Annotated in this window: 21 protein-coding genes; 9 read left to right on the top strand and 12 right to left on the bottom strand. The window is 69.2% G+C overall.

Features of this window, described 5'->3' with window-relative positions; all coding sequences use genetic code 11:
• Positions 1 to 49: 49 nt before the first annotated feature.
• Entirely contained in the window at positions 50 to 1,267 is a 1,218-nt protein-coding gene (locus BSP109_RS01200) for a sarcosine oxidase subunit beta family protein (RefSeq protein ID WP_101599110.1), read from the bottom strand.
• A 170-nt stretch (positions 1,268 to 1,437) separates the two neighbouring features.
• On the opposite strand from BSP109_RS01200, the gene BSP109_RS01195 reads away from it, so the two are divergent.
• Entirely contained in the window at positions 1,438 to 2,124 is a 687-nt protein-coding gene (locus BSP109_RS01195) for a GntR family transcriptional regulator (protein WP_257944507.1), read from the top strand.
• 105 nt (positions 2,125 to 2,229) lie between these two features.
• Here BSP109_RS01195 and BSP109_RS01190 read toward each other — a convergent pair whose 3' ends face one another.
• Positions 2,230 to 3,147: a LysR family transcriptional regulator gene (locus BSP109_RS01190; RefSeq protein ID WP_101599108.1), complete on the bottom strand. Its 918-nt coding sequence runs from the start codon at positions 3,145 to 3,147 to the stop codon at positions 2,230 to 2,232.
• Positions 3,148 to 3,264: 117 nt separating this feature from the next.
• Between BSP109_RS01190 and BSP109_RS01185 the strand changes: the two genes are divergently transcribed.
• Entirely contained in the window at positions 3,265 to 3,717 is a 453-nt protein-coding gene (locus BSP109_RS01185; protein ID WP_101599107.1) for a hypothetical protein, read from the top strand.
• A 12-nt stretch (positions 3,718 to 3,729) separates the two neighbouring features.
• Here BSP109_RS01185 and BSP109_RS01180 read toward each other — a convergent pair whose 3' ends face one another.
• The 3 genes from BSP109_RS01180 to BSP109_RS01170 form a co-directional block, all read right to left on the bottom strand.
• The gene (locus BSP109_RS01180; RefSeq protein WP_101599106.1) at positions 3,730 to 4,395 is read right to left on the bottom strand and encodes a hypothetical protein; all 666 of its coding nucleotides are present in this window, start codon (positions 4,393 to 4,395) and stop codon (positions 3,730 to 3,732) included.
• Positions 4,396 to 4,488: 93 nt separating this feature from the next.
• Positions 4,489 to 7,002, bottom strand: a complete 2,514-nt coding sequence (locus tag BSP109_RS01175) for an alkaline phosphatase (protein ID WP_180959581.1) — start codon at positions 7,000 to 7,002, stop codon at positions 4,489 to 4,491.
• Positions 7,003 to 7,102: 100 nt separating this feature from the next.
• Positions 7,103 to 7,444: a cupin gene (locus BSP109_RS01170; protein WP_087002946.1), complete on the bottom strand. Its 342-nt coding sequence runs from the start codon at positions 7,442 to 7,444 to the stop codon at positions 7,103 to 7,105.
• 266 nt (positions 7,445 to 7,710) lie between these two features.
• Here BSP109_RS01170 and BSP109_RS01165 point away from each other — a divergent pair, with 266 nt between their 5' ends.
• The 5 genes from BSP109_RS01165 (at position 7,711) to BSP109_RS01145 (ending at position 13,458) form a co-directional block, all read left to right on the top strand.
• Entirely contained in the window at positions 7,711 to 8,937 is a 1,227-nt protein-coding gene (locus tag BSP109_RS01165; protein WP_101599104.1) for an MFS transporter, read from the top strand.
• Positions 8,938 to 9,215: 278 nt separating this feature from the next.
• Complete coding sequence (gene dnaK / locus BSP109_RS01160; RefSeq protein WP_101599103.1) at positions 9,216 to 11,072, top strand: molecular chaperone DnaK; 1,857 nt, start codon at positions 9,216 to 9,218, stop codon at positions 11,070 to 11,072.
• Positions 11,069 to 11,842, top strand: a complete 774-nt coding sequence (locus BSP109_RS01155; protein ID WP_101599102.1) for a nucleotide exchange factor GrpE — start codon at positions 11,069 to 11,071, stop codon at positions 11,840 to 11,842. The genes dnaK and BSP109_RS01155 overlap by 4 nt, the downstream gene beginning before the upstream one ends.
• A 125-nt stretch (positions 11,843 to 11,967) precedes the next feature.
• On the top strand, positions 11,968 to 13,002 hold the full coding sequence (locus tag BSP109_RS01150) for a DnaJ C-terminal domain-containing protein (protein WP_087002934.1): 1,035 nt from the start codon (positions 11,968 to 11,970) through the stop codon (positions 13,000 to 13,002).
• A gap of 6 nt (positions 13,003 to 13,008) precedes the next feature.
• Positions 13,009 to 13,458: a heat shock protein transcriptional repressor HspR gene (locus BSP109_RS01145; protein ID WP_087002931.1), complete on the top strand. Its 450-nt coding sequence runs from the start codon at positions 13,009 to 13,011 to the stop codon at positions 13,456 to 13,458.
• 82 nt (positions 13,459 to 13,540) lie between these two features.
• Here BSP109_RS01145 and BSP109_RS01140 read toward each other — a convergent pair whose 3' ends face one another.
• From BSP109_RS01140 to BSP109_RS01125, 4 genes are all read right to left on the bottom strand, one after another.
• Complete coding sequence (locus tag BSP109_RS01140) at positions 13,541 to 14,305, bottom strand: maleylpyruvate isomerase N-terminal domain-containing protein (RefSeq protein ID WP_087002928.1); 765 nt, start codon at positions 14,303 to 14,305, stop codon at positions 13,541 to 13,543.
• Between the two features lie 114 nt (positions 14,306 to 14,419).
• Entirely contained in the window at positions 14,420 to 15,493 is a 1,074-nt protein-coding gene (locus tag BSP109_RS01135; RefSeq protein ID WP_101599101.1) for a hypothetical protein, read from the bottom strand.
• A 222-nt stretch (positions 15,494 to 15,715) separates the two neighbouring features.
• Positions 15,716 to 18,229 (bottom strand): PT domain-containing protein, encoded by a 2,514-nt coding sequence (locus BSP109_RS17435; protein WP_101599100.1) that lies wholly within the window; start codon positions 18,227 to 18,229, stop codon positions 15,716 to 15,718.
• Positions 18,230 to 18,567: 338 nt separating this feature from the next.
• Positions 18,568 to 19,752, bottom strand: coding sequence for a diacylglycerol kinase family protein (locus tag BSP109_RS01125; protein ID WP_087002918.1), 1,185 nt, complete (start codon positions 19,750 to 19,752; stop codon positions 18,568 to 18,570).
• 167 nt (positions 19,753 to 19,919) lie between these two features.
• On the opposite strand from BSP109_RS01125, the gene serS reads away from it, so the two are divergent.
• Both serS and BSP109_RS01115 read left to right on the top strand, forming a co-directional pair.
• Complete coding sequence (gene serS / locus BSP109_RS01120; RefSeq protein ID WP_087002915.1) at positions 19,920 to 21,203, top strand: serine--tRNA ligase; 1,284 nt, start codon at positions 19,920 to 19,922, stop codon at positions 21,201 to 21,203.
• Positions 21,204 to 21,262: 59 nt separating this feature from the next.
• Positions 21,263 to 22,093 (top strand): HAD family hydrolase, encoded by an 831-nt coding sequence (locus BSP109_RS01115; protein WP_179207025.1) that lies wholly within the window; start codon positions 21,263 to 21,265, stop codon positions 22,091 to 22,093.
• Between the two features lie 49 nt (positions 22,094 to 22,142).
• Here the strand turns inward: BSP109_RS01115 and BSP109_RS01110 are convergent, their stop codons facing one another.
• Genes BSP109_RS01110 through ilvA form a run of 3 tightly spaced genes read right to left on the bottom strand, consistent with a single transcriptional unit; the run spans position 22,143 to position 24,994 of the window.
• Positions 22,143 to 22,667: a hypothetical protein gene (locus tag BSP109_RS01110; RefSeq protein WP_087002909.1), complete on the bottom strand. Its 525-nt coding sequence runs from the start codon at positions 22,665 to 22,667 to the stop codon at positions 22,143 to 22,145.
• 10 nt (positions 22,668 to 22,677) lie between these two features.
• Positions 22,678 to 23,691, bottom strand: a complete 1,014-nt coding sequence (locus BSP109_RS01105) for an NAD(P)H-quinone oxidoreductase (RefSeq protein ID WP_101599099.1) — start codon at positions 23,689 to 23,691, stop codon at positions 22,678 to 22,680.
• 19 nt (positions 23,692 to 23,710) lie between these two features.
• Positions 23,711 to 24,994 carry a threonine ammonia-lyase IlvA gene (gene ilvA, locus BSP109_RS01100; RefSeq protein WP_101599151.1) on the bottom strand — a complete coding sequence of 428 codons (1,284 nt, stop codon included), beginning with the start codon at positions 24,992 to 24,994 and terminating at the stop codon, positions 23,711 to 23,713.
• Positions 24,995 to 24,999: the final 5 nt, after the last annotated feature.

The raw sequence follows: 24,999 nt of genomic DNA, 5'->3' as shown, positions 1-24,999 counted from the left end.
AGTGAGGGGCGTCGGGATGGTTCGCCGGCATGGTGCTTCTGAGAATCCTTCAGTGCGCGACGCCGGCGGCGCCGTGCTCGTCGATGAGGTGGCCGGTCTCGAAACGGTCCAGCAGGAACGGTTCGTTCAGCGGGTGCGGAGACCCCGTCGCCATCGTGTGCGCAAACGTGTATCCCGCTCCCGGCGTCCCCTTGAACCCGCCCGTGCCCCAGCCGCAGTTCACGTACAGCCCGTCGATCGGCGTGGGGGAGACGATCGGGGACGCGTCGAACGTCGTGTCGACGACGCCGCCCCACGTCCGCAGCAGGTGGGCGCGGGAGAAGATCGGGAAGAGCTCCACCGCCGCGGCCATCTGATCCTCGATGATGTGGAAGCCGCCCCGCTGCCCGTAGCCGTTGTACGCGTCGACTCCCGCACCCATGACCAGCTCGCCCTTGTGCGCCTGCGACACGTACACGTGCACGTGGTTCGACATGACGACGGTGGGATGCACGGGTTCGAAGAGCTCGGACACGAGTGCCTGGAGGGGGCGGGACTGGATGGGCAGGCGGAACCCGGCCCTCTCCGCGAGCACGCTCGAATGCCCCGCGGCCGCGAGACCCACCGTCCCCGCACCGATCCGCCCACGAGTCGTCTCGACTCCGACGACCCGATTCCCGTCCTTGAGGAAGCCCGTGACCTCGCAGTTCTGGATGATGTCGACGCCCATCGCGTCGATGGCCCGGGCGAAGGCCCACGCGACGTGGTCGTGCTTCGCGATGCCGGCGCGCGGCTGATAGGTGGCGCCCATGACCGGATACCGGATGTCGTCGGAGACGTTGATGATGGGGCACGCCTCCTTCACCTGGTCGGGATCCAGGAACTCCGCATCGACGCCGTTGAGCTGATTCGCGTTCACACGTCGGCGCGATTCCCGCACGTCCTGCAGGGTGTGGGCGAGGTTGAGCACGCCGCGCTGAGAGAAGAGGAAGTCGTAGTCCAGCTCCTCCGGCAGCTGCTCCCACAGTCGGATCGAGTGCTCGTAGATCGCAGCGGATTCATCCCACAGATAGTTCGACCGGATGATCGTGGTGTTCCGGGCCATGTTCCCGCCGGCCAGCCAGCCGCGCTCCAGGATGGCGATGTTCGTCATCCCGTGGTTCTTCGCGAGGTAGTAGGCGGTCGCGAGTCCGTGCCCGCCGCCGCCCACGATGACGGCGTCGTACGAGGGCTTCGGGTCAGGATTCCGCCAGAGGAATGCCGGGTGCTCCGGCAGCTGATCGGCCACGGATGCGCTCCTTCGCGCCGTCGGTCATTGTGAACCGGAACTGATATATCAGTTGTGTGTTTATGATAGGGGGAGGACCTCGTGACGCGCAAGAGGTGCCGCAGGATGCGAGGCGACGCGAACCGGGAGCCGGAGGCTCGGAGGACACGGTCGGGATGACGATTGCCGGGATGACGGCGACCGAAAACAGGGAGACGACAGATATGACGGCCGACGTGGCAACCGCCGGCGAGACGTTGGCGGACCGGGCGTACCGCGTGCTGCGCGAGCGCCTCGTCCTCCTCGACATCAGCCCCGGCGATCCTCTGTCCGAGTCCACACTCGCCGACGAGATCGGGGTGGGCCGCACCCCGCTGCGGGAAGCGCTGAAGCGACTCGAGGCGGATCATCTGGTCGTGACCTACCCGCGACGCGGGACCTTCGCCTCCGCCGTGGATCTCACGGACCTCGCGGAGATCTCCGAGATCCGCGGGGTGCTGGTCCCACTCGCGGCCCGCCGGGCGGCCTCCGTGCGCGGGGGTGAATCGTCCGCGGCACTCGCGGACGTGCTCGACTCAGTGCGTGCCGTGACGGGCCGGGAGTCGCGCCGCGACCTCATGGAGCTGGATCTGGCCGTGCATCGGATCATGGACCGGGCAGCGTCCGGCCCATACCTCGAGGAGACGCTGGTGCGCTTGGACGGACTCGTCACTCGACTGTGGTGCCTCCTCATCGACCGGCTGCCGGCGATGAGTGACCACATCCGCGAGCACATCCCACTCATGGAGGCGATCCTGGCGGGAGACGAGCAGACGGCTGAGGCTCTCGCACGGCAGCACGTCCAGCACTTCGAGACCGCAGTCCGGGCTGTCCTCTGAGAATCCGACGTCGCCCCTGCGCGGGCGTGGCTGCGGACTCTGACGCCGCCCGTTCCGCGGGCGTGGCCGCCCTGGTGGGCGGGCCGGATGCTGGGAGGTGCGGGCTCAGTCGGGGGCGCGGGTGGCCTCGGCGGCGGAGCGCAGCTCGGTCAGCGCCTCGGCGAAGAGCGAGTGCGAGCTCGCACCGCGGCGCATGATCGCGAGGATCCGGCGGCTGGGAGCCGACGGGCCGTGCAGGGGGACGCGGACGGCTCGCGCATCTCCGCTCAGCCGCATCAGACGGGGGATGAACGCGACGCCCAGCCCATCGCTCACCAGCGATTCCTGCGAGCCCCAGTCGGAGACCTGGTGGACGACTCGAGGGGTGGCGCCGGCGGCCGCGAACGCCGTGACGAACAGTGCCCGGTACGGGGTGCCCGGTCGATCCGTGATCCACGGATCCCCGCCCAGTTCGTCGAGACCCGCGGACTCCCGTCCCGACAGCGGATGATCGGCGGGCACGAGCACGTCCAGCGGATCGTCGAGCAGCGGGATCTGCTCGATCCTCCGCTCATCGAGCTCGTGCGTCATCTGCATCGCGACGATCACCGCGATGTCCAGCCGGTCGGCCGTGAGCAGGTCCACGCAGCGGGCGGGGTCCGCCTCGACGATGTGGACCTCGAGCCCCTCGTGACGCGCGCGGAGGCGTGCGGCGACGGGGGACAGCAGCGACCCCGTCGCCGTGGAGAACCCGCCCAGGCGCACGATCGCAGGTGTCAGGCGTTCGGCCGCATCGCGGACCGCAGCATGGACCTCCTCCCACTGAGCGACGAGGTCGTCCGTGCGTTCGACGAGCTCCGCGCCGGCGGCGGTGAGCCGCAGTCCGCGGCCGTCCTTGACGAGGAGGCGGACGCCCAGCGCCCGCTGGTACTCGCGCAGCTGTGCGGAGACCGCGGAGGGCGAGTAGCCCAGGGCTTCGGCAGTCGCCGCGATGGTTTCCCGCGCGGCGAAGGTGCGGAGGACGGTGAGGCGAGGGTCGAGCACGGGGACACCTTCGTCGCGGAGGGGCCGGCTGCGAGGCCGATGCCCCGAATCAACCACAGCGGTGATTGCGGCGCAAGAGGGGTCGCGGTGAGGGCGGCCAGGTGGAATGATCGTGACATGGCTGGGAAGAAGAGCACGCAGAACGGCGGCTTCAGCGATGCGGAGCTCGCCGCGATGAAGGAGCGCGCCGCAGAGCTGCGGGCGGAGGGCGCAGGCGGAAGCGGGACCGCGAAGAAGAAGCGGGAGGCCAAGGCGTGCGCGGACACGCTCGCCAAGCTCGAGGGGACGGACTACGAGATCGGGAACCGACTCCACACGATCGTCGTGGAGGAGGCGCCGCACCTGGACCCGAAGACCTGGTACGGGTTCCCCTCCTACGCGCGCGACGGCAAGGTGGTCGTCTTCTTCACCCCCGCCTCGAAGTTCGGGGAGCGGTACGCGTCGATCGGCTTCAACGAGGACGCGCTCCTGGACGACGGATTCTTCTGGCCGACCTCGTTCGCAGTGCTCGGCATCACCGACGACGTCGAGGCACGGCTGCGGGAGCTCGTCCGCCGCGCAGCAGGCTGAGGTCGTGGGCGGTCAGCCGGCGTGGAGAACCCCGAGCGCCGCGGCGGACGCTAGGAGAAGGCTGCCCGTGAGGATGCAGACCCGCGCCGCGCCGATGGTGCTGCTCGCGGAGATGCCGACAGCGGTGTTGGCGGGAGTGCCGACAGCGGAGTCGACAGCGCTGCCAGCAGTAGTGGTGGCGGGCTCGATCGGCCGCACATCGTCCCGGGCCGTGCGCTCCGCGGCGGACGCCGTGGCCATGACGATCACCGCCCCCACCGCGACCGCGATGGCCAGCACGATATAGACGGGCGTCCGGTACAGCCACGAGTAGAGCACGAAGTGCATCGACGTGAGCGTGGCGAACGCGACCGGCACGAGCGTGTACCACCGCTTCACGACGAAGAGGATGAGCAGGGGCAGCCCCAACAGCTGGGAGGTGCCGATGAGGATGGACAGCTGCGTGATCTCCTCCGCCACCGGTCGTCCCTGACCGATCGCCCCGATGAGGGCGGATCCGCCGAGTGCCAGCGGGAACGCGACCATCCCCTGGAAGAGCGTGGCATAGGCCGCGGTGCGTGCGGATGTCCGACGCCACAGGAGGCCGCAGACCAGCCACGTCAACCCGTACGCCGTGACGAATGCGACCCCGGACACCGTCTGCTCCGCGAGGAGCTCGAGGGACGGGATCAGTTCCATACCCACGCATTCTTCCGTGTACTCGCAGTCCGCACCAGGGTGAGGGCGGGAAGGTGTGCGCGTCCGCGGGAGGACCCCGCGGGAAGACGGGGCTCAGTCGGCCTGGTCCTCACCCGAGGCCGCGGGGTCCTCGTGCGCCACGTGCGCGTCGGGCGCGTCGTGTGCCGCAGCCCGGCGCCGCCGTGCCGCGACAGTGAGGCCGAGCCCGCCTGCCACGGCGGCGATGCCCAGGCCGAGCGCGCCGCCCATCTCCCCGCCGGTGCGGGGCAGTCGGTCGTTCAGCTGCGGCGACGCAGACCCGCCCGGCTGAGGGTGGCGGCGAGGATCGTCCGACGGAGGCGCTGACGGCCATGAGGGTGATCCGGAGGGTGCGGGTCGGGGCGGCCTCGAGGGTGACTGCGACCGCGAGGGCTCCGACGTGGGTTTCGGCGCGGGTGTCCGTGACGGAGTGCGGGAGGGCACCGGTGTTCCGGTCGGCGAAGGCGTGCGGGAAGGCGTTGGCGATCCGGAAGCCGTCGGACCACCCGTCGGCGTGGGGGCCTCGGTCGCGGTGGGGTGCGGCGACGTCGGGTCGTCCGACGGAGCCGGAGCGCATTCCGCACGGCGGGGCGCATCGCTGCGGGGCCCCACGGGGCCGCTCGCCTCGCTCGTCACCCGGCTGCCGGCGACGGTCTGGAACGACGCGCGGTGCTCCGGACGATGGGACGGGTCGATGCGGGGGTCCGGCTGCGACGAGGACGGCTCATCCGTGAGGTGGAAGTCCGCCTGCACCCGCTCCTCGGTCACGTCGATGAGGATGAACCCGTGGCCGATCCCGTCCATCCAGCGCAGATGCGGGTTGATCGCACCCAGCACGGCCTCCGCGAGCTTCACCGCGCCCACGGACACGGTCGGTGACTGAAGGACGCTGCGGACGATCTCGTAGAAGCCGTCGCTCGAGATCGACGGGCACACGAACTCGACGCCGGCCGGTGCCGGATCGGACGCGAACGTGAGCTGCTCCGGCACGGGGACCGGCTCCGCGATCATCGGCGGAATCGGCGAGCCCTCACGCGCCGCGGGTGCCGGCGACGGGTTCGCCGCCGGAGTCGCGGCGCCCTTCGCCGCAGCCGTCTCCGCGGCCGCCTGCGCCGCCGGCGGGTAGGACTGGATCGCGGTCTCGAGGACCGCATCCGGATCCGCCACGAGGTCCTCGACCCAGCAGGAGTGGATGTCCCCGGTCAGGATGACGGTGTCCCCGGAGGACGCGGGCTGGCGCGCCATGTGCGTCAGCAGGCTCTTCTGGTCCGCGCGGTATCCGTCCCACGCATCGCCGTTGATCATGACCGAGCCCTGGACGTCGCCCATGTACTGCCCGGGCCACGCCAGCGGGGACACCATCACCTGATTGCCCACGAGGTGCCAGCGACGCTGCGCGGTCAGCCCGTCCTGCAGCCACTCCATCTGCGCGCCGTCCATGATCTGGCGGTCCGGGTCGTTCAGCTCCTCGTTCGTGCCGGGGCCGCCGATCAGGACGAACGACGCGACCTGCTCGGACCGGTGCTGGCGCGTCTCCACCACGGACAGATCCGCGAGGTCGCCGTAGGTGAAGCGCCGGTGGAAGACGGTGCCGTCCTCCGTGGTCGCCGGGTCCACGCGGATCGGCAGCCATTCGGTGTACGCCTGGAACGACGCGGACATCCGCGCGGCGTAGTCGCCCTCACCCTCGTTGTGGTTCTCCGCTCCGTCGGACCACGCGTTGTTCGTGATCTCGTGGTCGTCGAAGGCGGTGATGAACGGGTGCAGCCGGTGCGCCTCGCGCAGGTCGGGATCCGCCCGGTACTGCGCCAGCCGCGTCCGGTAGTCCTCGAGCGAGACGATCTCGTGGGCCGGCCGGTGGTCGCGCTCTCCGATCAGCTCGTCCGGGCCGTACCGGTCGTCGCCGTTGCCGTACTCGTAGAAGTAGTCGCCCAGGTGCAGGACGAAGTCGAGGTCGTCGCGCTCTGCGATCGCCGCGTAGGTGCCGAAGTGGCCGCCGGTGTAGTTCGCGCACGACACCTGCGCGAACCGCAGCGCGTGGGTGGTTCCCGGCTCGTCGGGGGCCGTGCGGGTGCGGCCCACCTCGCTCGTCTCGTCGCCTGCTGCGAAGACGTAGAAGTACTCCGTGTACGGGTCCAGCCCCGTGACGTCGACCTTGACGACGTGGTCGGAGTCCGGCGACGTCGTCACCACGCCGGTCGCGACGGCCTCCGTGCAGTCCGCAGTGGGGGAGACGGTCCAGCGCACCGGCGTCGGCGCGCCCTGTCCGGAGCCCGGGAGGGCGGGCTCGCCATCCACGCGCGGGGTGAACCGGGTCCAGATGATGACGGAGTCCGCGGTGGGGTCCCCGGACGCCACCCCGTAGCCGAACGCGCCATCGTGCGCGGGTGCGGCGGCGACTTCTCGACCGCTGCCGAGGCCCCACAGGGCCGCTGCTCCCAGCGCGCCGAATGCTCCGGTCCGGAGGACGGTCCGCCGGCCGATCCCGGTGACGGGATCGGACGTCCCCGCTGTGTCGGAGCTGCCGACCGCATCACCGTCTGCATCACCGTCTGCGTGGCCGTCTGAGAATCCGTCTGCGCTGTTCACGCGTGCCATTCCACCGGTCCGGGCCGGCGCGGTCAACGCAGAACGGGGCAGTCCCCGACGAGTTCACTGAAGCGTCACTGCGGGGCCACCGGAGTACGTCCTAGGAGGACGACTGACGCCCCACGCTCGTGACCGTGGTCAGCAGGAACGCGCTGTCCTCGAGCGCCAGGACGGAGTGGCGCTCGTGGGTGAGCGTCCACAGTTCGCCCTCGCCGAGCTCGCCCTGCACATCGGCGTCCAACTCGACGCGGATGCGGCCAGTCAGCACCAGGATGCTGGCCGCCGGTGGCGAATTGTGGGCCGGCAGCCGCACGTCGGCTGCGAGTGCGATGACGGTCTGGCGCAGCTCGCCGTCATGGACGACCAGTTCAGCGCTGCGGCCGCGCTCGTCGGCTCGCGCGTTGGCCAGATGGGTGCGGGCGAGGGTGTGCAGATCAGGCATGTCTGTCCTCACGAACTCGGGAGTACGGGCTGTCCACGGTGACTGCCCTGTCCCCAGCGTACGGTCCCGTGCCCCGGTGCGTCATCAGAGGAGCCGTTCAGGTTCCGAAGCGCGACGCGCGCCAGCGGATCTTCGTCATGGGCGTGTCTCGCTCCTGCCGCATTCCAGCGCTGCGCCGGAGTTCCATAGACTGCTGTGGGTCTGCGTCAGTGCCGCCGCACTCCGCGTCCGCGCACTCCACGCACAGCACGAAGGCAGGATCCCGCATGAGTCACACCTCCTCACCCACGAGCACGCGACTCGAGGGCAGGGCCCTGCTGGTGGCCGTCGTCGCCCTGGGGATGGGCGGGTTCGGCATCGGCACCACGGAGTTCGCCATCATGGGCCTGCTCCAGGAGGGCGCCGTCGACCTGGGCGTGACCAACCCGGACATGGGACTGCTGATCTCCGCCTACGCCGTGGGTGTGGTGGTGGGCGCGCCGGTGATCACGGCGATCGGCGCGCGTGTTCCGCACAAGACCATGGTGCTGTGGCTCATGGCGTTCTTCACGATCGCGAACGTGTCCTCCGTGGTGGCGCCCGACTACGAGTGGATGCTTCTCACACGGTTCCTCTCCGGGCTGCCCCACGGCGCCTATTTCGGCCTCGCCGCCATTCTCGCCGGCTCATTGGTGCCCGCCACCATGCGCGGTCGCGCGATCGCCTGGGTGATGCTGGGGCTCTCCATCGCGAACGTCCTGGGGGTGCCGGTCGTGACCTGGATGGGGCAGCAGCTCGGGTGGCGGTGGATGTTCGCAGTCGTCGGGCTCGTGGGTGCCCTGACCTGGATCAGCATCAAGCTGTTCGTGCCCTTCGAGCCGGCCCGCGCAGAGGCCAGCATCCGGCGGGAGCTCACCGCACTGCGCAGTGGTCAGGTGTGGTTGGCCGTGCTCACCGGCATCGTGGGCTTCGGGGGATTCTTCGCCGTCTACACGTACATCAGTCCGACGCTGACGGACGTGACGGGTCTTCCCCTCGGCTCCGTCCCGGTGGTCCTGGGGCTGTACGGCGTGGGCATGGTGATCGGCAACCTCCTGGGCGGGCGCCTGGCCGACTGGTCGGTGCGCGGCAGCATCTACATCGCCACGAGCGCGATGGTGGTCTTCATGACCACGTTCGGTCTGGTCTCGCCGTACCCGGTTCCGGCCCTGATCATGGTCTTCGTCCTCGGTATGACGGGCTCCATCCTGATTCCGGGACTGCAGGCACTGCTGATGGACTCGGCGCCCGAAGCCCAGTCTCTCGCGGCTTCTCTGAACCACGCCGCCCTGAACGTTGCGAACGCGCTCGGCGCCGCTCTGGGTGCGGCGGTCGTCGGCCTGGGCCTCGGCTACCAGGCGCCCGCCTTCGTCGGAGCGGCGCTGGCCTTCCTGGGACTGCTCCTGGCTCTGGCCGCCGGTCGGGGATCCCATTCCGCCAGGTCTGGGCCGCGGCGGACAGCCCTGGCCGTATAGAGCTGGTCGTATGGAGCGCTTCGTCTGGCAGCAAGCCGTGAGTGCGGCGAATCATCCGGAGAGCGACATCCTGCGCTGCGCGCCAGTTGGAACCTGCAGATCCGGACCGTACCCAGGCGAACCTACCGGGAATAACACCCCACTCCTAAGAGTTGAGTCAGGTGCACGCAGGTTTGGTGAGGTTCGGCTTGACATCGACCCCGACCACTCGCAAGACTTGCGACAGAACCTGAGCCGCACCGGCTCAATGATCTTCCATCAGCTAGGAGAGTGAAAACATGGCACGAGCAGTCGGCATCGACCTCGGAACCACGAACTCGGTCGTCGCGGTCCTCGAAGGCGGCGAGCCCAAGGTCATCGCGAACGCGGAGGGCGCACGCACCACTCCGTCGGTCGTCGCAGTCAATAAGAACGGCGACTCGCTGATCGGCGACATCGCCAAGCGCCAGGCCGTCACGAACGTGAAGAACACCGTCGCGTCGGTCAAGCGCCACATGGGCACGGACTGGACCACGGAGCTGGGCGGCAAGACGATGTCCGCACCGGAGGTCTCCGCGCGCATCCTCCAGAAGCTCAAGCACGACGCCGAGGACTACCTCAACGAGGATGTCACCGACGCAGTCATCACGGTCCCCGCCTACTACGGCGACGCTGAGCGCCAGGCTACGAAGGACGCCGGTGAGATCGCAGGCCTCAATGTCCTGCGCATCATCAACGAGCCCACCGCCGCAGCACTGGCCTACGGCCTGGAGCGCGGCAAGGAGGACGAGCTCATCCTCGTGTTCGACCTCGGCGGCGGCACGTTCGACGTGTCCCTCCTGGAGGTCGGCAAGGACGAGGACGACTTCTCCACGATCCAGGTGCGCGCGACCTCCGGCGACAACAAGCTGGGCGGCGACGACTGGGATCAGCGGATCGTCGACCACCTCATCAAGACGGTCAAGGACAAGGACGGCGTCGACCTCTCCAACGACACGACCGCCCTGCAGCGCCTCAAGGAGGCTGCGGAGCAGGCGAAGAAGGAGCTGTCGTCGGCGTCCAGCACCAACATCTCGCTGCAGTACCTGTCGATGAGCGAGGACGGTCCGATCCACCTGGACGAGGGCCTCACCCGTGCGAAGTTCGAGGACCTCACGAAGGATCTCCTCGACCGCACGAAGAAGCCCTTCGAGCAGGTCATCAAGGACGCGGGCGTCACCGTGTCGGAGATCGACCACGTCGTGCTCGTCGGCGGTTCGACCCGTATGCCGGCCGTCAGCGAAGCAGTTGAGAAGCTCGCCAGCCGCGAGCCGAACAAGGGCGTGAACCCGGATGAGGTCGTCGCGGTCGGCGCGGCCGTCCAGGCCGGCGTGCTGAAGGGTGAGCGCAAGGACGTCCTCCTCATCGATGTGACCCCGCTGTCGCTGGGCCTCGAGACCAAGGGCGGCGTCATGACGAAGCTCATCGAGCGCAATACCCCGATCCCCACGAAGCGCAGCGAGACCTTCACGACGGCAGAGGACAACCAGCCGTCGGTCTCCATCCAGGTCTTCCAGGGTGAGCGCGAGTTCACCCGCGACAACAAGGCGCTGGGCACGTTCGAGCTCACCGGCATCGCGCCGGCACCGCGCGGCGTCCCGCAGGTCGAGGTCTCCTTCGACATCGACGCCAACGGCATCGTGCACGTGTCCGCCACGGACAAGGGCACGGGCAAGGCGCAGTCGATGACCATCACCGGCGGTTCGGCGATGGAGAAGGACGACATCGAGCGCATGGTCCGCGAGGCCGAGGAACACGCGGAAGAGGACAAGAAGCGCCGCGAGGAGCAGGACACGCGCAACAACGCGGAGACGCTCGCGTACCAGACGGAGAAGCTCGTCACGGACAACGAGGACAAGCTGCCGGAGGACGTGAAGACGGAGATCAACTCCGACGTCGAAGCGCTCAAGGAAGCTCTGAAGGGCGAGGACGAGGACGCGGTCAAGACCGCCTACGACCGCCTGGTCGAGAACCAGCAGAAGATCGGCGAGGCGATCTACTCCCAGCAGGCCGATGAGGCCGCCGACGGTGCCGAGGGCGCCGAAGACGCATCGGACTCCGCTGAGGACGAGGTCATCGACGCCGAGGTCGTGGACGAGGACGAGGAGAACAAGTGACCGGCAGCGAGGATCCCCAGGACGGGCGCACCGAACCGGGCTTCTCGTTCACCGACAAGCGACGCGTCGATCCGGAGACGGGCGAGCTGAGGCCCGAGGCCCAGCAGGCTCCTGACACGGATGCGACCGCCGCCGAGGCCCCGGCCGGCTCAGGTGAGCAGGCCGGGGACCCCACGGGGACCTCGGCAGCGGGTGCCCCCGAAGGGACCGTGCCGGCAGACGACCCGGCCCAGGCCGAGGGTGCGGACGCAGGCGCTGACGCGGACGCGAGCGCGGCGGATCTGGGGATCGACATCCCCGACGACGCCTCCTCGCTCGACGACGCGGCGACGGACGAGCCGCTGTCTGCGGATGCGAAGCTCGCCGCTGAGCGTCTCGCGGACCTGCAGCGCATCAACGCGGAGTACGCGGCGTACCGGATGCGGGCGACGCGGGAGCAGGAGAGGGCGAAGGAGAGCGGCGTCGTGTCGCTCGCCGAAGCACTCATCCCCGTGCTCGACGAGGCGCGGTTGGCCGAGGAGAACGGCGACGTCACCGGTCCCTTCGAGGTCCACGTGACGAAGCTCTTCGCCACGCTGGAGAAGGCCGGCGTCGTCCAGTACGGCAAGGCGGGGGAGGAGTTCGACCCCGCCTACCACGAAGCCCTCATGCAGCAGCCGAGCGATGAGGTCGACGGCCCGACCATCTTCATGGTCATGCAGCCGGGATACCGCTACGGGGAGCGCATCATCCGCGCGGCCCGCGTGGGCGTCCAGCAGCCGGCCGACTGATTCGGCCCCTCGCCCGGACCGGCGCTCCAGCCGGTCCGGGCGCTTCATCCGGACGGTGACCGTCCCGTCCCCGCGATCGTGGGGACGGGTGCGGTGGCCGCCCAGCAGACGAAAGGAGGTGCCAGGTGAATACAGGACCCCAGAACGACTGGTTCGAGAAGGATTTCTACAAGACCCTCGGCGTCTCCGCGGACGCCACGGACGCTGAGATCAAGAAGGCGTATCGGAAGCTCGCGCGGAAGTACCACCCGGACCAGAACCCCGGGGACGCGAAGGCCGAGGAGAAGTTCAAGGAGGTCGGCCAGGCGCAGCAGGTGCTGGCGGACCCGGAGACCCGGGAGCAGTACGACCAGGTCCGGCAGATGGGCCGCGGGGCGCGGTTCAGCGCGGGATCCGGCGGTGCCGGCGGCGGAGGCGGCTTCGAGGACGTCTTCTCCGGGCTCTTCAACACCGGCGGCGGACCCGGCGGCGGTGCGCGCTACCGCACGGGCGGCGACGTGCCGCCCGACCTGTCGGACCTGCTGGGCGGGTTCGGCGGTGGCTTCGGTGGCGGCGGTTCCCCGTACGGCGGATCGCCCTACGGCGGTGGGTTCTCCACCGGCCCCACGAAGGGCGGCGACTACAAGGCGTCGACGAACCTCTCCTTCACCGAGGCGGTGAACGGTGCATCGGTCAAGCTCACGATGCCCGGCGGCAAGCCGCTGACCGTCCGCACGCCCGTGGGCGTCAAGGACGGGCAGAAGGTCCGGCTGAAGGGCAAGGGCAAGTCCAGCCCGAACGGTGGCGAGGACGGTGACCTCATCCTCACGGTGAACGTGAAGCCGCACCCCGTCTTCACCCGCGACGGCGACAACCTGCGGATGGAGCTCCCGGTGAGCTTCGCGGAAGCCGCTCTGGGCGCGGAGGTCTCCGTGCCGACGCTCGGCGGTCAGCCCGTGCGCGTGAAGATCCCTGCGGGCACTCCGTCAGGCCGCGTGCTGCGCGTGCGCGGCAAGGGCGTGGAGGCGAAGAAGGCCACGGGCGATCTGCTCGTCACCGTCGAGATCGCGGTGCCGAAGGACCTGCCCCAGGAGGCGCAGGATGCGGTCGCCGCCTACCGTGAGGCCACTGCAGGCATCGATCCGCGCGAGGGCCTCGACGACAGGGCACGGAAGGCGTGATGGACGATGCGCATTCCCGCCAACGCAGCCGTCTATGTGATCTCCGTCGCCGCGGAGCTCGCGGACATGCACCCGCAGACCCTGCGACAGTACGACCGCTTGGGGCTCGTCACTCCTGAGCGCACAGTGGGGCGCGGCCGGCGATATTCGGCTGAGGACATCTCCCGCCTGCAGCTCATCCAGCGGCTGAGTCAGGAGGAGGGGATCAACCTCGCCGGCATCCGCAAGATCCTCGACCTGCAGGACGAGCTGAGGAGCGTGCGGGCCCGGACGCGGGATCTGGAGGATCAGGTCACGCGGCTGGAGACGGAGCAGGATCCGTCGTCACGCGTGTTCGCGGCAGGGACCAGCGGGGACGTCTTCTCGATCCTCCGAGGCGAACGTCCGCGCCGTCGCACCCCCGGTTCCGCACTGGTCGTGTACCGCCCGCACGGACGCGGGTCGGCCAGAGCTTAGCCGCCGGCACAGGAGGCGCAGCGACCAGCCCAGGCTCAGCAGCCGGCCAGGGCTCAGTAGGCGGCCCAGGCTCAGCAGTCGCTCAGAGCCAGGCCGGAGGGGTCGGAAGGTCCTTCGCGGTTCCGCCGCGCACACCCTTGCGCCGGTCATCGGCGGTGGAGCGGGGCCAGCCGCGGCCCATGAGGTAGGACAGGACCTCGGCGGATTCACCCGCCACGACGATCGGCTCGTCCGTGCTGTCACCCGCGCGGATGATCCGCTCCTCGTCCCGGTCGGAGAGCTCCAGGCGGTAGTGGGCGCTCACGCCCTTCTTCTCCCAGATCGGCGCGATGTCCTCGTATAGGCGATCGACGATCGATGCGGGGAAATCGAGTGCGGTCGCACCGATGCCCAGATCCAGCGCGTGGACGAAGACCTCGCGGGTCCGCAGCCAGGGGATCTCCGCGGCGATGATGTCGTCGCCACGGCCGGAGACGATGCGGGCCTTCCAGTCGCTCTCGCCCATCGCCGCGATGGCCTCGTCCAGCTCGTCGACGACCTCGTGCGCGATCGCGATGGCGTCCTCGCCACCGGTGTGGGCGACCGAGTCCTCGATCTCCTGGTCCCGTTCCGCACGCGAGGGGTACATGGGGGTCTCGACGCCTGTGCGCGCCCACTGGAGGAGGCGCATGAACCCCTCGGCGTTGTGGACGACGTGCATCGCGACATGCGTGCGGGTCCAGTTGGGCAGCAGCGACGGTTCGACCATCCCCTTGGGAGAGATCTGGTCGAGCGTCTTGAGGTAGAACCGCTCGCCCAGCGTGCGAAGGTCGAGTTCTGTGGTGAGCGTGTCCGCGTCGAAGGTCATGAGTCCACCTTATGCAACGAATGCGTCCTGAATGAGCCGAGGCCCCCACACGATTCGTGTGGGGGCCTCTGTCGCCGGCGGAAGAGCCGGGCTGAGCGCTGGAGCGCTCGGCGATCAGGCCTTCGTCGAGCGACGGCGGCTGAGCACGACGGTGGCTGCGCCGACCGTCAGGAGGGCTGCGCCGGCTGCGAGGCCGCCCAGCTCCATACCGGTGCGGGGGAGGTCGGAGCCGCCCTCGTCATCACGGTCGTCGCCGTTGTCGTCCTCGCCGCCTTCGCCGTTGTCAGCGGAGTCGGTGACCGTGAACGAGCCGTCGATCGTCTCGCCGGCCTCGTTGGTGACGGTGACGCTGTAGTCGCCCAGGTAGGCGCTGGGGTTCGAGTCGTCGATGCCGTAGACGCTCCACACGGCGACGCCGTTCTCGTCCGCCGTAGCGGTTTCGGTGAGCGACTCGACGTTGCTGCCTGCCGCGCTGACGGCGAACTCGACCTCTTCGCCGGCCTCGAGGCCGGTCGCGGTGAGCGTGACGCCCTTGTCCTGCTTGACGAAGTCAGCGGGGCTGATCTCCTGCGGGTCGACGTCGAGTGCGTACTCCACGTCCGCGTCGTCGTCATCCGTCGGGGTGGCGGTGGGCTCCGCAGTCTCCGTGGGCTCGGAGGTGGCTGTCGGCTCAGCCGTCTCGGTGGGGTCGGCTGTCGGATCCTCCGTGGGGTCGGCCGTCTCGGTCGGCTCCTCCGTGGGCTCCTCGGTCTCGCCGGAGTAGGACTCGACGACCTCGAAGGATGCGGAGACGGTCGTCTCCTCGCCGTCGGCGTTCGTGTAAGTGACAGTGAAGTCGACCGGTCCCTGCTCGACTGCGGAGGTGGAGGTGATGACCCAGGACGCGATGCCGTCCTCGTCCACCTTGCCGAACTCGGTGTTGTCCCCTGTGAGGCTATCCGTGGCGAACGAACCGGGCTTCGCATTCTGAACGATGACGGCGACGCCGGTCGACTGCAGATCGGCTGAGGTGACCTCGGGCTGCACAAGGACGTTGGGGTCCGATGTCGGTGCCGGGTCGGGCTGGGCGGCGGTTGCCTCAGCGGTGGCGGTCGCGGCGAAGTTGCCAGCGGGTGCCGCAAGTGCCGGGGCGACACCGAATCCGGTGATCGCGACGGCTACTGCGGGGGCGAGGAGGAGCTTCTTCACGAAGAGGCCTTTCGAGACGGCTGAGAGCGAAAGATTGTGCGTACGTTCAGACACGTTAGGGGAATGATCAGGTGCGCGGAACTTGTGATCAGTTCTGGTCACAAGTTCTTTTCCGGACGCACGATCCTTCAGGCGCAGCGGCGAGGGGCGGCACCACCCGCAGGTGATGCAGCCCCTCACACGATCAGCCGCGCGGACCTCGGCGGAGGCCCGGCTGCGAGATCAGCCCTTGTGCATGCGGCGACGCGTCACGATGACGGCCGCAGCGCCGACCGCGAGCAGCGCGCCGCCCGCAGCCAGTCCGCCGAACTCCCCACCCGTGCGGGGGAGTTCCTTGCCACCATCGCGGTCGGATCCGTCATCGGAGTCTGAGCCGTTGTCGGAGTCGTCGTCCTCACCGGCTTCGCCGTCACGGTCGTCATCGTCGCGATCGTTGTCACCGCTGTCGTCGTCGCGGCCGCCGTCCTGATCGTCGTCCTGGTCATCGTCGGCGTCCTCATCGGAGAGCACGGTGAAGGATCCGGCGACGTCCTCGGCTGCGGCAGCCGCAGCCTGTGTCGCGGTCTCCGACCCGGCCTGAGCGGCCGCGTCGTCGATCCCGTCGACGGTGACATCGAAGTCGCCGATGTAGGAGGATGCGTCGGCTGAGCTGACGCCGTAGACGATCGTCGAGGCGACGCCGTCCTCCGTCGCGACCGCCGGCAGAGTCGCCGGATCGACGTTCTGGCCGGAGGCGGGATCGACGTCGAACTCGACGTCGTCACCCGGCTCCAGGCCGGTGACCGTGAGCGTGACGCCACGCTCCGGGTCGACGAAGTCGGACATGCTGATGCGGTCCGGCTCGATCGTCAGGGCCGGTGCGGACTGCTCATCGTCACCATCATCCGAGGGATCGTCTGTCGGGTCATCCGTCGGATCGTCGCTCGGATCGTCCGTGGGGTCGTCCGTCGGATCGTCGGTCGGGTCCTCGGTCGGGTCATCCGTGGGATCGTCGGTGGGGTCGTCGGTCGGGTCCTCGGTCGGGTTGTCCGTGGGGTCCTCTGTCGGATCCGTCGCCACCTCGGTGATGCGGATGTGGTTGCGGGTATCGCCGACGCGGACTTGGAGGACGTCCTGGTCGTCTGCGGTGCCGGAGTGGACTTCGTCGAGGAATTCGGCGGGCAGGCTGATCTGGAACTCGCCGTCTGTTTCGGTGACGGTGGCGGGGGCTTCGTAGTTGCCTTCGCCGTGTGTCTGGGTGTTGCCGTTGACGATGACGCGGACTTCGTCGCCTTCGGTTGCGCCGGTGTAGGCGACGGTGGCGGAGAAGTCGTCACCGATGGTGCGTTCGGCTGCGTTGTCGGGGTGGTCCGGGAACTCGACCGTCGGCTCCGCGGGCTGCTCGGCCTCGCCCTCGATCGTCGTGGCGAAGGAGGTGTTCTTGCCGTTGCTGCGGACCTGGACGACGACGCGGTCACCGTCCGTCAGCTCGCCCACCGTGGTGTTGCGCTCTTCGGGGCGGAAGGTGGTGTTGATCTCCGTGTCCGGCGAGATCGTGAAGGTGTAGTCGCCGTTCTCGTCGGCGGTGCCATCCCAGTCGCCCGAAGGGGAGAGGGTGTAGCCGCCGGTGAACATGACGCTGATCTTGGCGACGTCGACCTCTGCGTTGGGCGCGGTCTTCACACGCACCTCGATGCCCTCGTCGGCGACGGTCTGCGCCTGGAGCGGGTAGTCCATCCTCACGGACGGCGAGATGTCCGCCGGGTGCTCCCCCTCAACAGCGGTGGTGAACGACGTGTTCTTGCCGTTGCTGCTGATCTGGACGGTGACGGAGTCGCCCTCGCGCAGCTGGCCGACGGTCGTGTTGCGGTCGGGGTTGAAGCCGCTGGTGATCTCCGTGTCGGGGGAGATTGTGAAGGTGTAGTCGCCGTTCTCGTCGGCGGTGCCGTCCCAGTCGCCTTCGGGATGGAGGGTGTATCCCGCATCGAACAGGACGTTGACCCGGGAGACGTCGACCTCTGCGTTCGGAGCGGTCTTGACGCGCACCTCGATGCCGTCGCGGCTGACGTCGGCAGCCTGCAGCGGGAAGTCCATCTCCACGGACGGCGAGATGTCCGCCGGATCCTCAGTGATCTCGTTCACCTGGATGGTGCCGCGTGCCTCGCCCACACGGACTTCCACCGTGTCTGAAGCGGAGCCCGCAGCATCCATGAAGGCGCCGTCCAGGCGCAGCCAGAACCCGCCGTTGAAGTAATCAGTCTGCTGGATGGCTTCGTAGCCCTCACCGTGCTCGACCTTCTCCCCGTTCACGTACACCGTGATCGGGTCGAGGGACTGCACTCCTTCGTAGGCGACCTTGATGCTGATCGACTCGCCCGAGTCGCGGTCGACCTCGCCGGACGGCTGGTTCGGGAAGGTCACCGCGGGCGCCACCGCGGCTTCCTCGGTCTCTGCAGGCCCCTGAGTCGTTTCCTCAGTCGCCGTCGTCTCCGGCTCCTGAGTCGCCGCGCCGCCCTCGTCGGCGGTCTCCGATGACTCGGCCGGGGAGGCCTCCGCAGCTTCCTGTGTCTCGGCTTCCTGCGTCTTGGTGTCCGTGGACTGCTCAGCCTCAGCGGCAGGGGCAGGAGTGGCTGCCGTGTCGGGCGTCTGCTCCGCGTCTGTCGTGGTGGTCGCGATCGCGGGGGTGGCTACCAGCGCACCCACCGCGAGGACCACGGCGGGGGCGAGTGTGCGGGTGCGGATTGACGTCTTCTTCATGGCGGGGCCCTTCAGCTGCAGAGATGGCGTCCGCGGACAGGTGAGGGGAAGGGAGGATCACCGCAGGCGGACGCGAATGATGTGCAGTTAGAGTCTCGAGACCGGGAACGACCGGAAGTCGTCTCTTGTGTGAACGCTGAGCGAACCTTGGAAGGAGTCGGCGCGCGGAGTGTGCGGAACCCGTCTCCGCGTGACGCGGGGCACATGCTGGCGCGGTTCATCGGTCATTCGGGCACGTCCACCCGGCATTCGAGCACAGATTCAGCGCGGATCGCGTGCAGAAATGACGTCTCGGCAGGTGAGGGGGCGGGAGCACCACCCCAACTCCCGCCCCCACCTCAGATCGTCAGGTAGGGGCCGCCCGACGTGCCCAGCCCGAAGGCCTCACGGCGGATGCTCCGCTTGATCTCCGCAGTCGGGCGCTGCACGTACAGCGACGCGGGGTCGACGGTCAGCTCGAGGTAGTCCGTCGTCCCATGCGCGTCCCCGTCGACCTGCACTTCGACGCGCTCCTTCGAGCGGATGGTGAAGGTCTCCGCCTGCAGGGTCGCCGTGTGCAGTCCGCGGCGCACCCGCTTGCCCATGATCGAGGCCGCGACCCCCACCCACTCCGCCAGATTGCGCGGCGACACGATGAGGAGGTCGATGAGCCCGTCGTCGATCACGGCGTCGGGGAAGAGCCACAGGCCGCCCTGCAGACGCCCGCAGTTGCCGGCGACCACGGAGCGGATCTTCGCCTCACGCTCCTCGCCGTCGTCGGAGGAGATCGTCACGTCGACGCGGTGGCCCAACAGGCTCCGCGAGCCCGCCTCCACGTACGCGAGCCACCCCATCTTGTCCTTGAGGTCCTCGTTCACGCTGCCCATGACCTCTGCGTCGAACCCGATGCCGGCCATGACGAGGAACGTGTGCGCATCCCCCTCCGGATCGATGCGGATCTTCCCCGTGTCGATGAGCGCGGACCGTCCGGTCAGGGCGGTGCGCAGCGCCCACTCGTGCCTGTCGAGGACGATGTCGAGGTTCCGCGCCAGGAGGTTGCCGGTCCCCAGCGGCACGATGCCCAGCGCGACTTCGGTTCCCGTGAGGACGCCCGCCACGGCGCGCACCGTTCCGTCGCCGCCCGCGGCGATCACGACGGTGACGCCCTGCTCGACCGCCTCGCGCGCGGGGCCCTCGCCGGGGTCGTCCTCCGTGGTCTCCAGGACGAGCGGGTCGTCCCAGTCCTCTTCTCGGCTGATCCGCAGCAGCAGCCGGCGCACCTCGTCGGCGCCCGCCTTCGTGGGGTTGATGACCAGTGCGGCGCGGTCCCTGCGGACGGGCTCCGGCTCCGGCTCCGGCTCGTGGACGGTCCCGTCCTCGGACGGGTCGGTGACCCCCGCGCCCGAGGTGCCGGTCGCCTCGGGCGCGTGCGCCGCGGCGGCCCGCTGGTTCCGGAGGACCAGCGCTCGGCCGATGAGGAGGCCGACGACGAGGATGACCGCGGCGAGCGCGATCAGCAGTGCGATGTGGATCTCGAAGGTCATGCAAGCACGGTACAGCGGCATCGCAGGGGAAACGGCGGCGGCCGCGCGGTTCGCGGCGACTCCTCAGCCGAAGGACCTCTCGCCTCAGCCCGCAGGCCGCTCGCCTCGGCTCGTGGCCCACTCCCTGGAGGCTCGCCGGGCGGAGGTCGTCGGCTAGGCTTGAGGGCATGATCGACCTTCAGCGACTGCGCGACGAACCGGACGTCTTCAAGGCCTCGCAGAGAGCCCGCGGCGCGGACGAATCACTGGTCGACGACGTGCTGTCCGCGGACGCCGCGCGCCGTTCCGCACTCACTGCCTTCGAAGCGGCACGCGCGGAGCAGAAGAGCTTCGGCAAGAAGGTCGCCCAGGCGAAGGGCGAGGAGAAGGCCGCGCTCGTGGCTGACGCGCAGGAGCTGTCCGCCAGGGTCAAAGCGCTGCAGGCCGACGCGGATGACGCGGAGTTCGGCTTCGACGCCCTGCTGCGCCGCCTGCCCAACCTCATCATCGACGGGGTCCCGTCCGGCGGCGAGGACGATTCGGTGGAGATCCGCAGGGAGGGCACTCCGCGCGATTTCACGGCGGACGGCTTCGAGCCCAAGGACCACGTGGAGCTGGGCGAGTCCCTGCGCGCGATCGACACGCAGCGCGGCGCCAAGGTGTCCGGCGCGCGCTTCTACTACCTCACCGGCTTCGGCGCCCGCCTCGAGCTGGCGATGCTCACCATGGCGCTCGACACGGTCGAGGCCCACGGCTTCGTCCCGACCATCACCCCGACGCTCGTGAAGCCCGAAGTCATGGCCGGAACGGGCTTCCTCGGGGAGCATGCGGACGAGATCTACCGCCTGGAGGCAGACGACCTCTACCTCGTGGGCACGTCCGAGGTGCCGCTGGCCGGCTACCACATGGACGAGATCCTCGACCTGTCCGACGGGCCCAAGCGGTACGCCGGCTGGTCGCCCTGCTACCGCCGCGAGGCCGGCAGCTACGGCAAGGACACCCGCGGGATCCTCCGCGTCCACCAGTTCCAGAAGGTCGAGATGTTCTCCTACGTCCGGACCGAGGATGCCGAGGCCGAGCACGCCCGCATGCTCGCCGTGGAGGAGGAGATGCTCGCGAAGTGCGAGCTCGCCTACCGGATCGTCGACATCGCGGCCGGCGACCTGGGCGACTCCGCTGCGCGGAAGTTCGACACGGAGGCGTGGATCCCCACGCAGGGGACGTACCGCGAGCTCACTTCGACGTCGAACTGCACGAACTTCCAGGCCCGTCGCCTCAAGGTCCGTGAGCGCGTGGAGTCCGGGACACGTCCGGTCGCCACGCTCAACGGCACCGTCGCGAACACGCGGTGGCTCGTCGCGCTGCTGGAGAACCACCAGCAGGCGGACGGATCCGTCCGGATCCCCGAGGCGCTGCGCCCCTACATGGGCGGCATGACCGCCTACGGCCCGAACGGGCCCATCTACTCGTAACACCCGCGCGCCACGACTCGGTGGCACGCCCCCGATGACAGGAGAGATCACCGGTGAGCATGACCGTCACCCGCCCGCAGCTCGTGGCACTCGACGTCGACGGCACGATCGTCGACTACGACAACCGGATGTCCGAGGTGGTGCGCACCACTCTGGAAGCGGTCGTCGAGGCCGGCCACCACGTGGTCGTGTCCACCGGCCGCTCCGTCGGAGGCGCGCTGGAGACGGCCAACCGTCTGGGCCTCACCGACGGCTACGTCGTCGCCTCGAACGGCGCGGTGGTCGTGCGGCTCGATCAGGGTTCTGAGAAGGGGTGGGTCGTCCAGCACGTGGAGACCTTCGACCCTCGCCCTGCGCTCGAGCGCATGGTCGACGTCATGCCGACGGCGCTCTACATGGTGGAGGACGAGAACCTCGACCGCTACGCGTCGGCGGAGTTCCCCTCCGGCGAGCTCGCGGACATGGAGGACTTCACGATCGTCCCGTTCGACGAGCTCAAGGAGCGTCGCGCGACCCGCATCGTCATGCGCGACCCCAACGGCGCGTCCGATGACTTCCGCCAGGCGGTGGAGCGGGTGGGCCTCCACGGCGTCACCTACTCCGTGGGCTGGAGCAACTGGCTGGACATCGCTCCGGACGGCGTCTCGAAGGCCCACGGCCTGGAGATCGTCAGCGAGCTGCTCGACATCTCTCGTGAGGACACGATCGGTGCGGGCGACGGCAGCAACGACATCGAGATGATCGAGTGGGTCGACTACGGCATCGTCATGGGCCAGGCGGGGGACGAGCTCAAGGCCCTCGCCAGTGTGGTGACGGATCCGGTCGACGACGACGGCCTCGCAACCGCACTCATCGAGCGACTCGGACTGGAAGCCGCCGCCACCGCCTGAGGTCTCCACTCGGGACCCCAGCCGCCTGAGCTCGACCGCCTGGAGGCCTCTACCGCCTGAGGTCCGGCGGGAGGCCCGCTTCCGCCTCCGCGATCAGCCCCGCCGCCCGCTCCACGTAGGTGCGGGCGGCGTCCGCGTACTCGGCGGACCTCGCCGACTGTCCGTGAGGACCATGCGGACCCGTCGTGAGCCGTGCGCGCAGCATCATCGCCGACTGCAGTGCCTGCGCGACCAGCGCCGAGGCCCGCGACAGCCGCTCCGGCACGTCGCCCAGCCGTGTGCGCCCCTCTGCCGGGAAGACCAGCCCCTCCAGCGGCACGGCGCGCTGTGCGGCCTCGGCGAGGACTGCGACCCTCTCGTCCAGCTCATTGAGCACGAGGGTCAGCTGCGCGAGCTCATCGATCTGGGCCGCCGCATCGGACGCACCGTGCTCCTCATGCAGCGCACTCGCCGTCTCGAAGAACCTGTCGACGGCCCGGGAGAAGCGCTCCCGGTGCTGGCGCCACAGCCCAGTGCCGAACCGCTTCTCCTGCGGGCTGCGGCGGTCCCTGCGGAACGCGGACAGGAGTCCCACCGGCGTGGCCTCAGCCGTCGGCGGCGACGGACAGCAGGATCTTGCCGATGTTCTCGCCGGCCTCCATGCGCGCGTGTGCCTGCGCCGCGTCCGCCAGGGGGAACTCGGAATCGACGATCGGCTTGATCCCGCCGTTCATCGCCTCCTGCCAGAACGTCTGCGCGACAGCGGCGACGATGCGCGCCTTCTGCGCTTCGGGACGCGCGCGCAGGGTCGTCGCCATGACTGTGAGGCGACGGGGCAGCATCCGTCCGAGGTTCGCCTCCGCCTTGACGCCGCCCTGCAGCCCGATGATGGTGAGGCGTCCGTCGACTGCCAGCGCCTTGATGTTGCGGTCGAGGTACTTCGCTCCCACGACGTCGAGGATCACGTCAGCGCCGTCGCCGGGGGTGTCACCGTCGCCGGTGATCTCCCGGATGCGCTCGACGAAGTCCTCCTCCTTGTAGTTGATGACGGCGTCCGCTCCCAGGTCGCGGCAGAAGTCGCCCTTGCGGTCGCTGCCGACCGTCACGGCGACCTTCGCACCGTGGGACTTCGCCATCTGGATGGCGGCCGTGCCGATGCCGGATCCGCCGCCGTGGACCAGCAGCCACTCGCCGGGCGCCAGCCCGGCGGCGGTGAAGACGTTCGAGTGGACGGTGCACAGGACCTCGGGCAGTGCCGCGGCCTCGGCGAGGGAGAACCCGTCCGGGACGGCCAGCAGCTGGCCGGCGGGGACCTCGACCTGCTCCGCGTATCCGCCTTCCGCGAGCAGCGCGGCGACGCGGTCGCCCACCGCCCAGTCGGTCACACCGTCGCCGATCGAGGAGATGGTGCCCGACACCTCGAGGCCGGGGACCTCGTGCTCCGTGTTCGCTCCGGCCGGCGGGTTGTAGTGGCCCTGGCGCTGCAGGAGGTCGGCACGGTTGAGGCCGGCCGTGTGGACGTCGACGACGACGCTCCCGGGCCGTGCGGTGGGCGAGGGGATCTCCGAGACCGTGAGGACGTCGGGACCGCCGTGTTCGGTGAGGGTGATAGCACGCATGCGACCACTCTACGGCGGCTCAGACGAACATGCGGAAGAGCGGGGAGTCCTGGCTGACGCGCTCGATCTGCAGCGGCGATTCGTCCATCCGCTCCAGCAGCCGGCCCAGGTCGGACGGCTCTCCCAGCGTGATGCCGACGAAGGCCGGGCCGGTCTCACGGTCGGAGCGCTTCACGTACTCGAACATCGCGATGTCGTCGTCGGGCCCCAGGACGTCGTTGAGGAAGCGGCGCAGAGCGCCGGGCTCCTGCGGGAAGTTCACGATGAAGTAGTGCTTGATCCCCTCGTGGACGAGGGACCGCTCGATGATCTCCGAGTAGCGGGAGATGTCGTTGTTGCCACCGCTGACGAGGCACACGACCGAGGTCCCGGGAGCCACGGTGACCGGCGCACCGGACCCCGTGGGGCCCACGGCCGCGGACGCGAGCGCTCCGGCGGGCTCGGTGATGATCCCCTCCACCTGGTAGAGGTCCAGCATCTCCGTTGCCGCGCGGCCCTCCGGCACAGTGAACAGCGGGATGTCGTGCTGAGCGAGCAGCTCATAGGTGAAGTCGCCCGCTCTCCGCACCGCCGCGCCGTCCGCGAACGAGTCGATGTTGCTGAGGGTGACGGGGCGCCCGGCTGCCATCGCGGCCATCATCGACGCGGCGCCCTCCGGTTCGACGCCGACGATCGTCGTATCAGGCATGCGCACCGCCGCGTAGGCGACCATCCCGGCGAGCAGGCCGCCGCCGCCCACCGGCACCACGATGACGTCCGGGTCGTGCTCCATCTGCGTGTGGATCTCCTGCGCGATGGTCCCCTGCCCGGCGATCGTGAGGGGGTCGTCGAACGCGGAGACGACGAGTGCGTCGGTCACCTGGGCGTGGCGCTTGGCGAGGTCCGAGGCGTCATCGTACGTCGATCCCTCGATCATCACGTCCACGTGCCGACCGCCGAAGTGCCGGATGCGCTCGATCTTCTGGCGCGGTGTCGTCTTCGGGACGAAGATCGTGCCGTTCACCCCCAGCGCCGAACAGGCGCGGGCGAAGCCCTGGGCGTGGTTGCCCGCGGACGCGCAGACGACCCCGCGCTTGCGCTCAGCCGCGGTGAGCTGCAGGAGGAAGTTGAAGGCTCCGCGGATCTTGTAGGACCGCACCGCCTGGAGGTCCTCCCGTTTGAGGTAGACCGTGGCGCCCGTCGCAGAGGACAGGCGGTCGGAGACATAGAGGGGAGTGGTGATGACCTCATCGGCGATGCGAGCGGACGCAGCTTCGACATCATCGGCGGTGGGCAGGGCTCGGCGGGCGTTCTCATGGATCAGCACCC

The sequence above is a fragment of the Brevibacterium sp. Mu109 genome, assembly GCF_900169375.1.
GTDB classification, from domain to species: Bacteria; Actinomycetota; Actinomycetes; order Actinomycetales; family Brevibacteriaceae; genus Brevibacterium; species Brevibacterium yomogidense_A.
Note: the sequence above shows the minus strand (reverse complement) of the source record. Positions and strands in the feature narration are given on the sequence as shown.

Coding starts and splice junctions, on each gene's coding strand:
- BSP109_RS01195 (WP_257944507.1), top strand. CDS start 1,438: ATGACGGCGACCGAAAACAGGGAGACGACAGATATGACGGCCGACGTG.
- BSP109_RS01185 (WP_101599107.1), top strand. CDS start 3,265: ATGGCTGGGAAGAAGAGCACGCAGAACGGCGGCTTCAGCGATGCGGAG.
- BSP109_RS01180 (WP_101599106.1), bottom strand. CDS start 4,395: ATGGAACTGATCCCGTCCCTCGAGCTCCTCGCGGAGCAGACGGTGTCC.
- BSP109_RS01170 (WP_087002946.1), bottom strand. CDS start 7,444: ATGCCTGATCTGCACACCCTCGCCCGCACCCATCTGGCCAACGCGCGA.
- BSP109_RS01165 (WP_101599104.1), top strand. CDS start 7,711: ATGAGTCACACCTCCTCACCCACGAGCACGCGACTCGAGGGCAGGGCC.
- dnaK (WP_101599103.1), top strand. CDS start 9,216: ATGGCACGAGCAGTCGGCATCGACCTCGGAACCACGAACTCGGTCGTC.
- BSP109_RS01145 (WP_087002931.1), top strand. CDS start 13,009: ATGCGCATTCCCGCCAACGCAGCCGTCTATGTGATCTCCGTCGCCGCG.
- BSP109_RS01140 (WP_087002928.1), bottom strand. CDS start 14,305: ATGACCTTCGACGCGGACACGCTCACCACAGAACTCGACCTTCGCACG.
- BSP109_RS17435 (WP_101599100.1), bottom strand. CDS start 18,229: ATGAAGAAGACGTCAATCCGCACCCGCACACTCGCCCCCGCCGTGGTC.
- BSP109_RS01125 (WP_087002918.1), bottom strand. CDS start 19,752: ATGACCTTCGAGATCCACATCGCACTGCTGATCGCGCTCGCCGCGGTC.
- serS (WP_087002915.1), top strand. CDS start 19,920: ATGATCGACCTTCAGCGACTGCGCGACGAACCGGACGTCTTCAAGGCC.
- BSP109_RS01115 (WP_179207025.1), top strand. CDS start 21,263: ATGACCGTCACCCGCCCGCAGCTCGTGGCACTCGACGTCGACGGCACG.
- BSP109_RS01105 (WP_101599099.1), bottom strand. CDS start 23,691: ATGCGTGCTATCACCCTCACCGAACACGGCGGTCCCGACGTCCTCACG.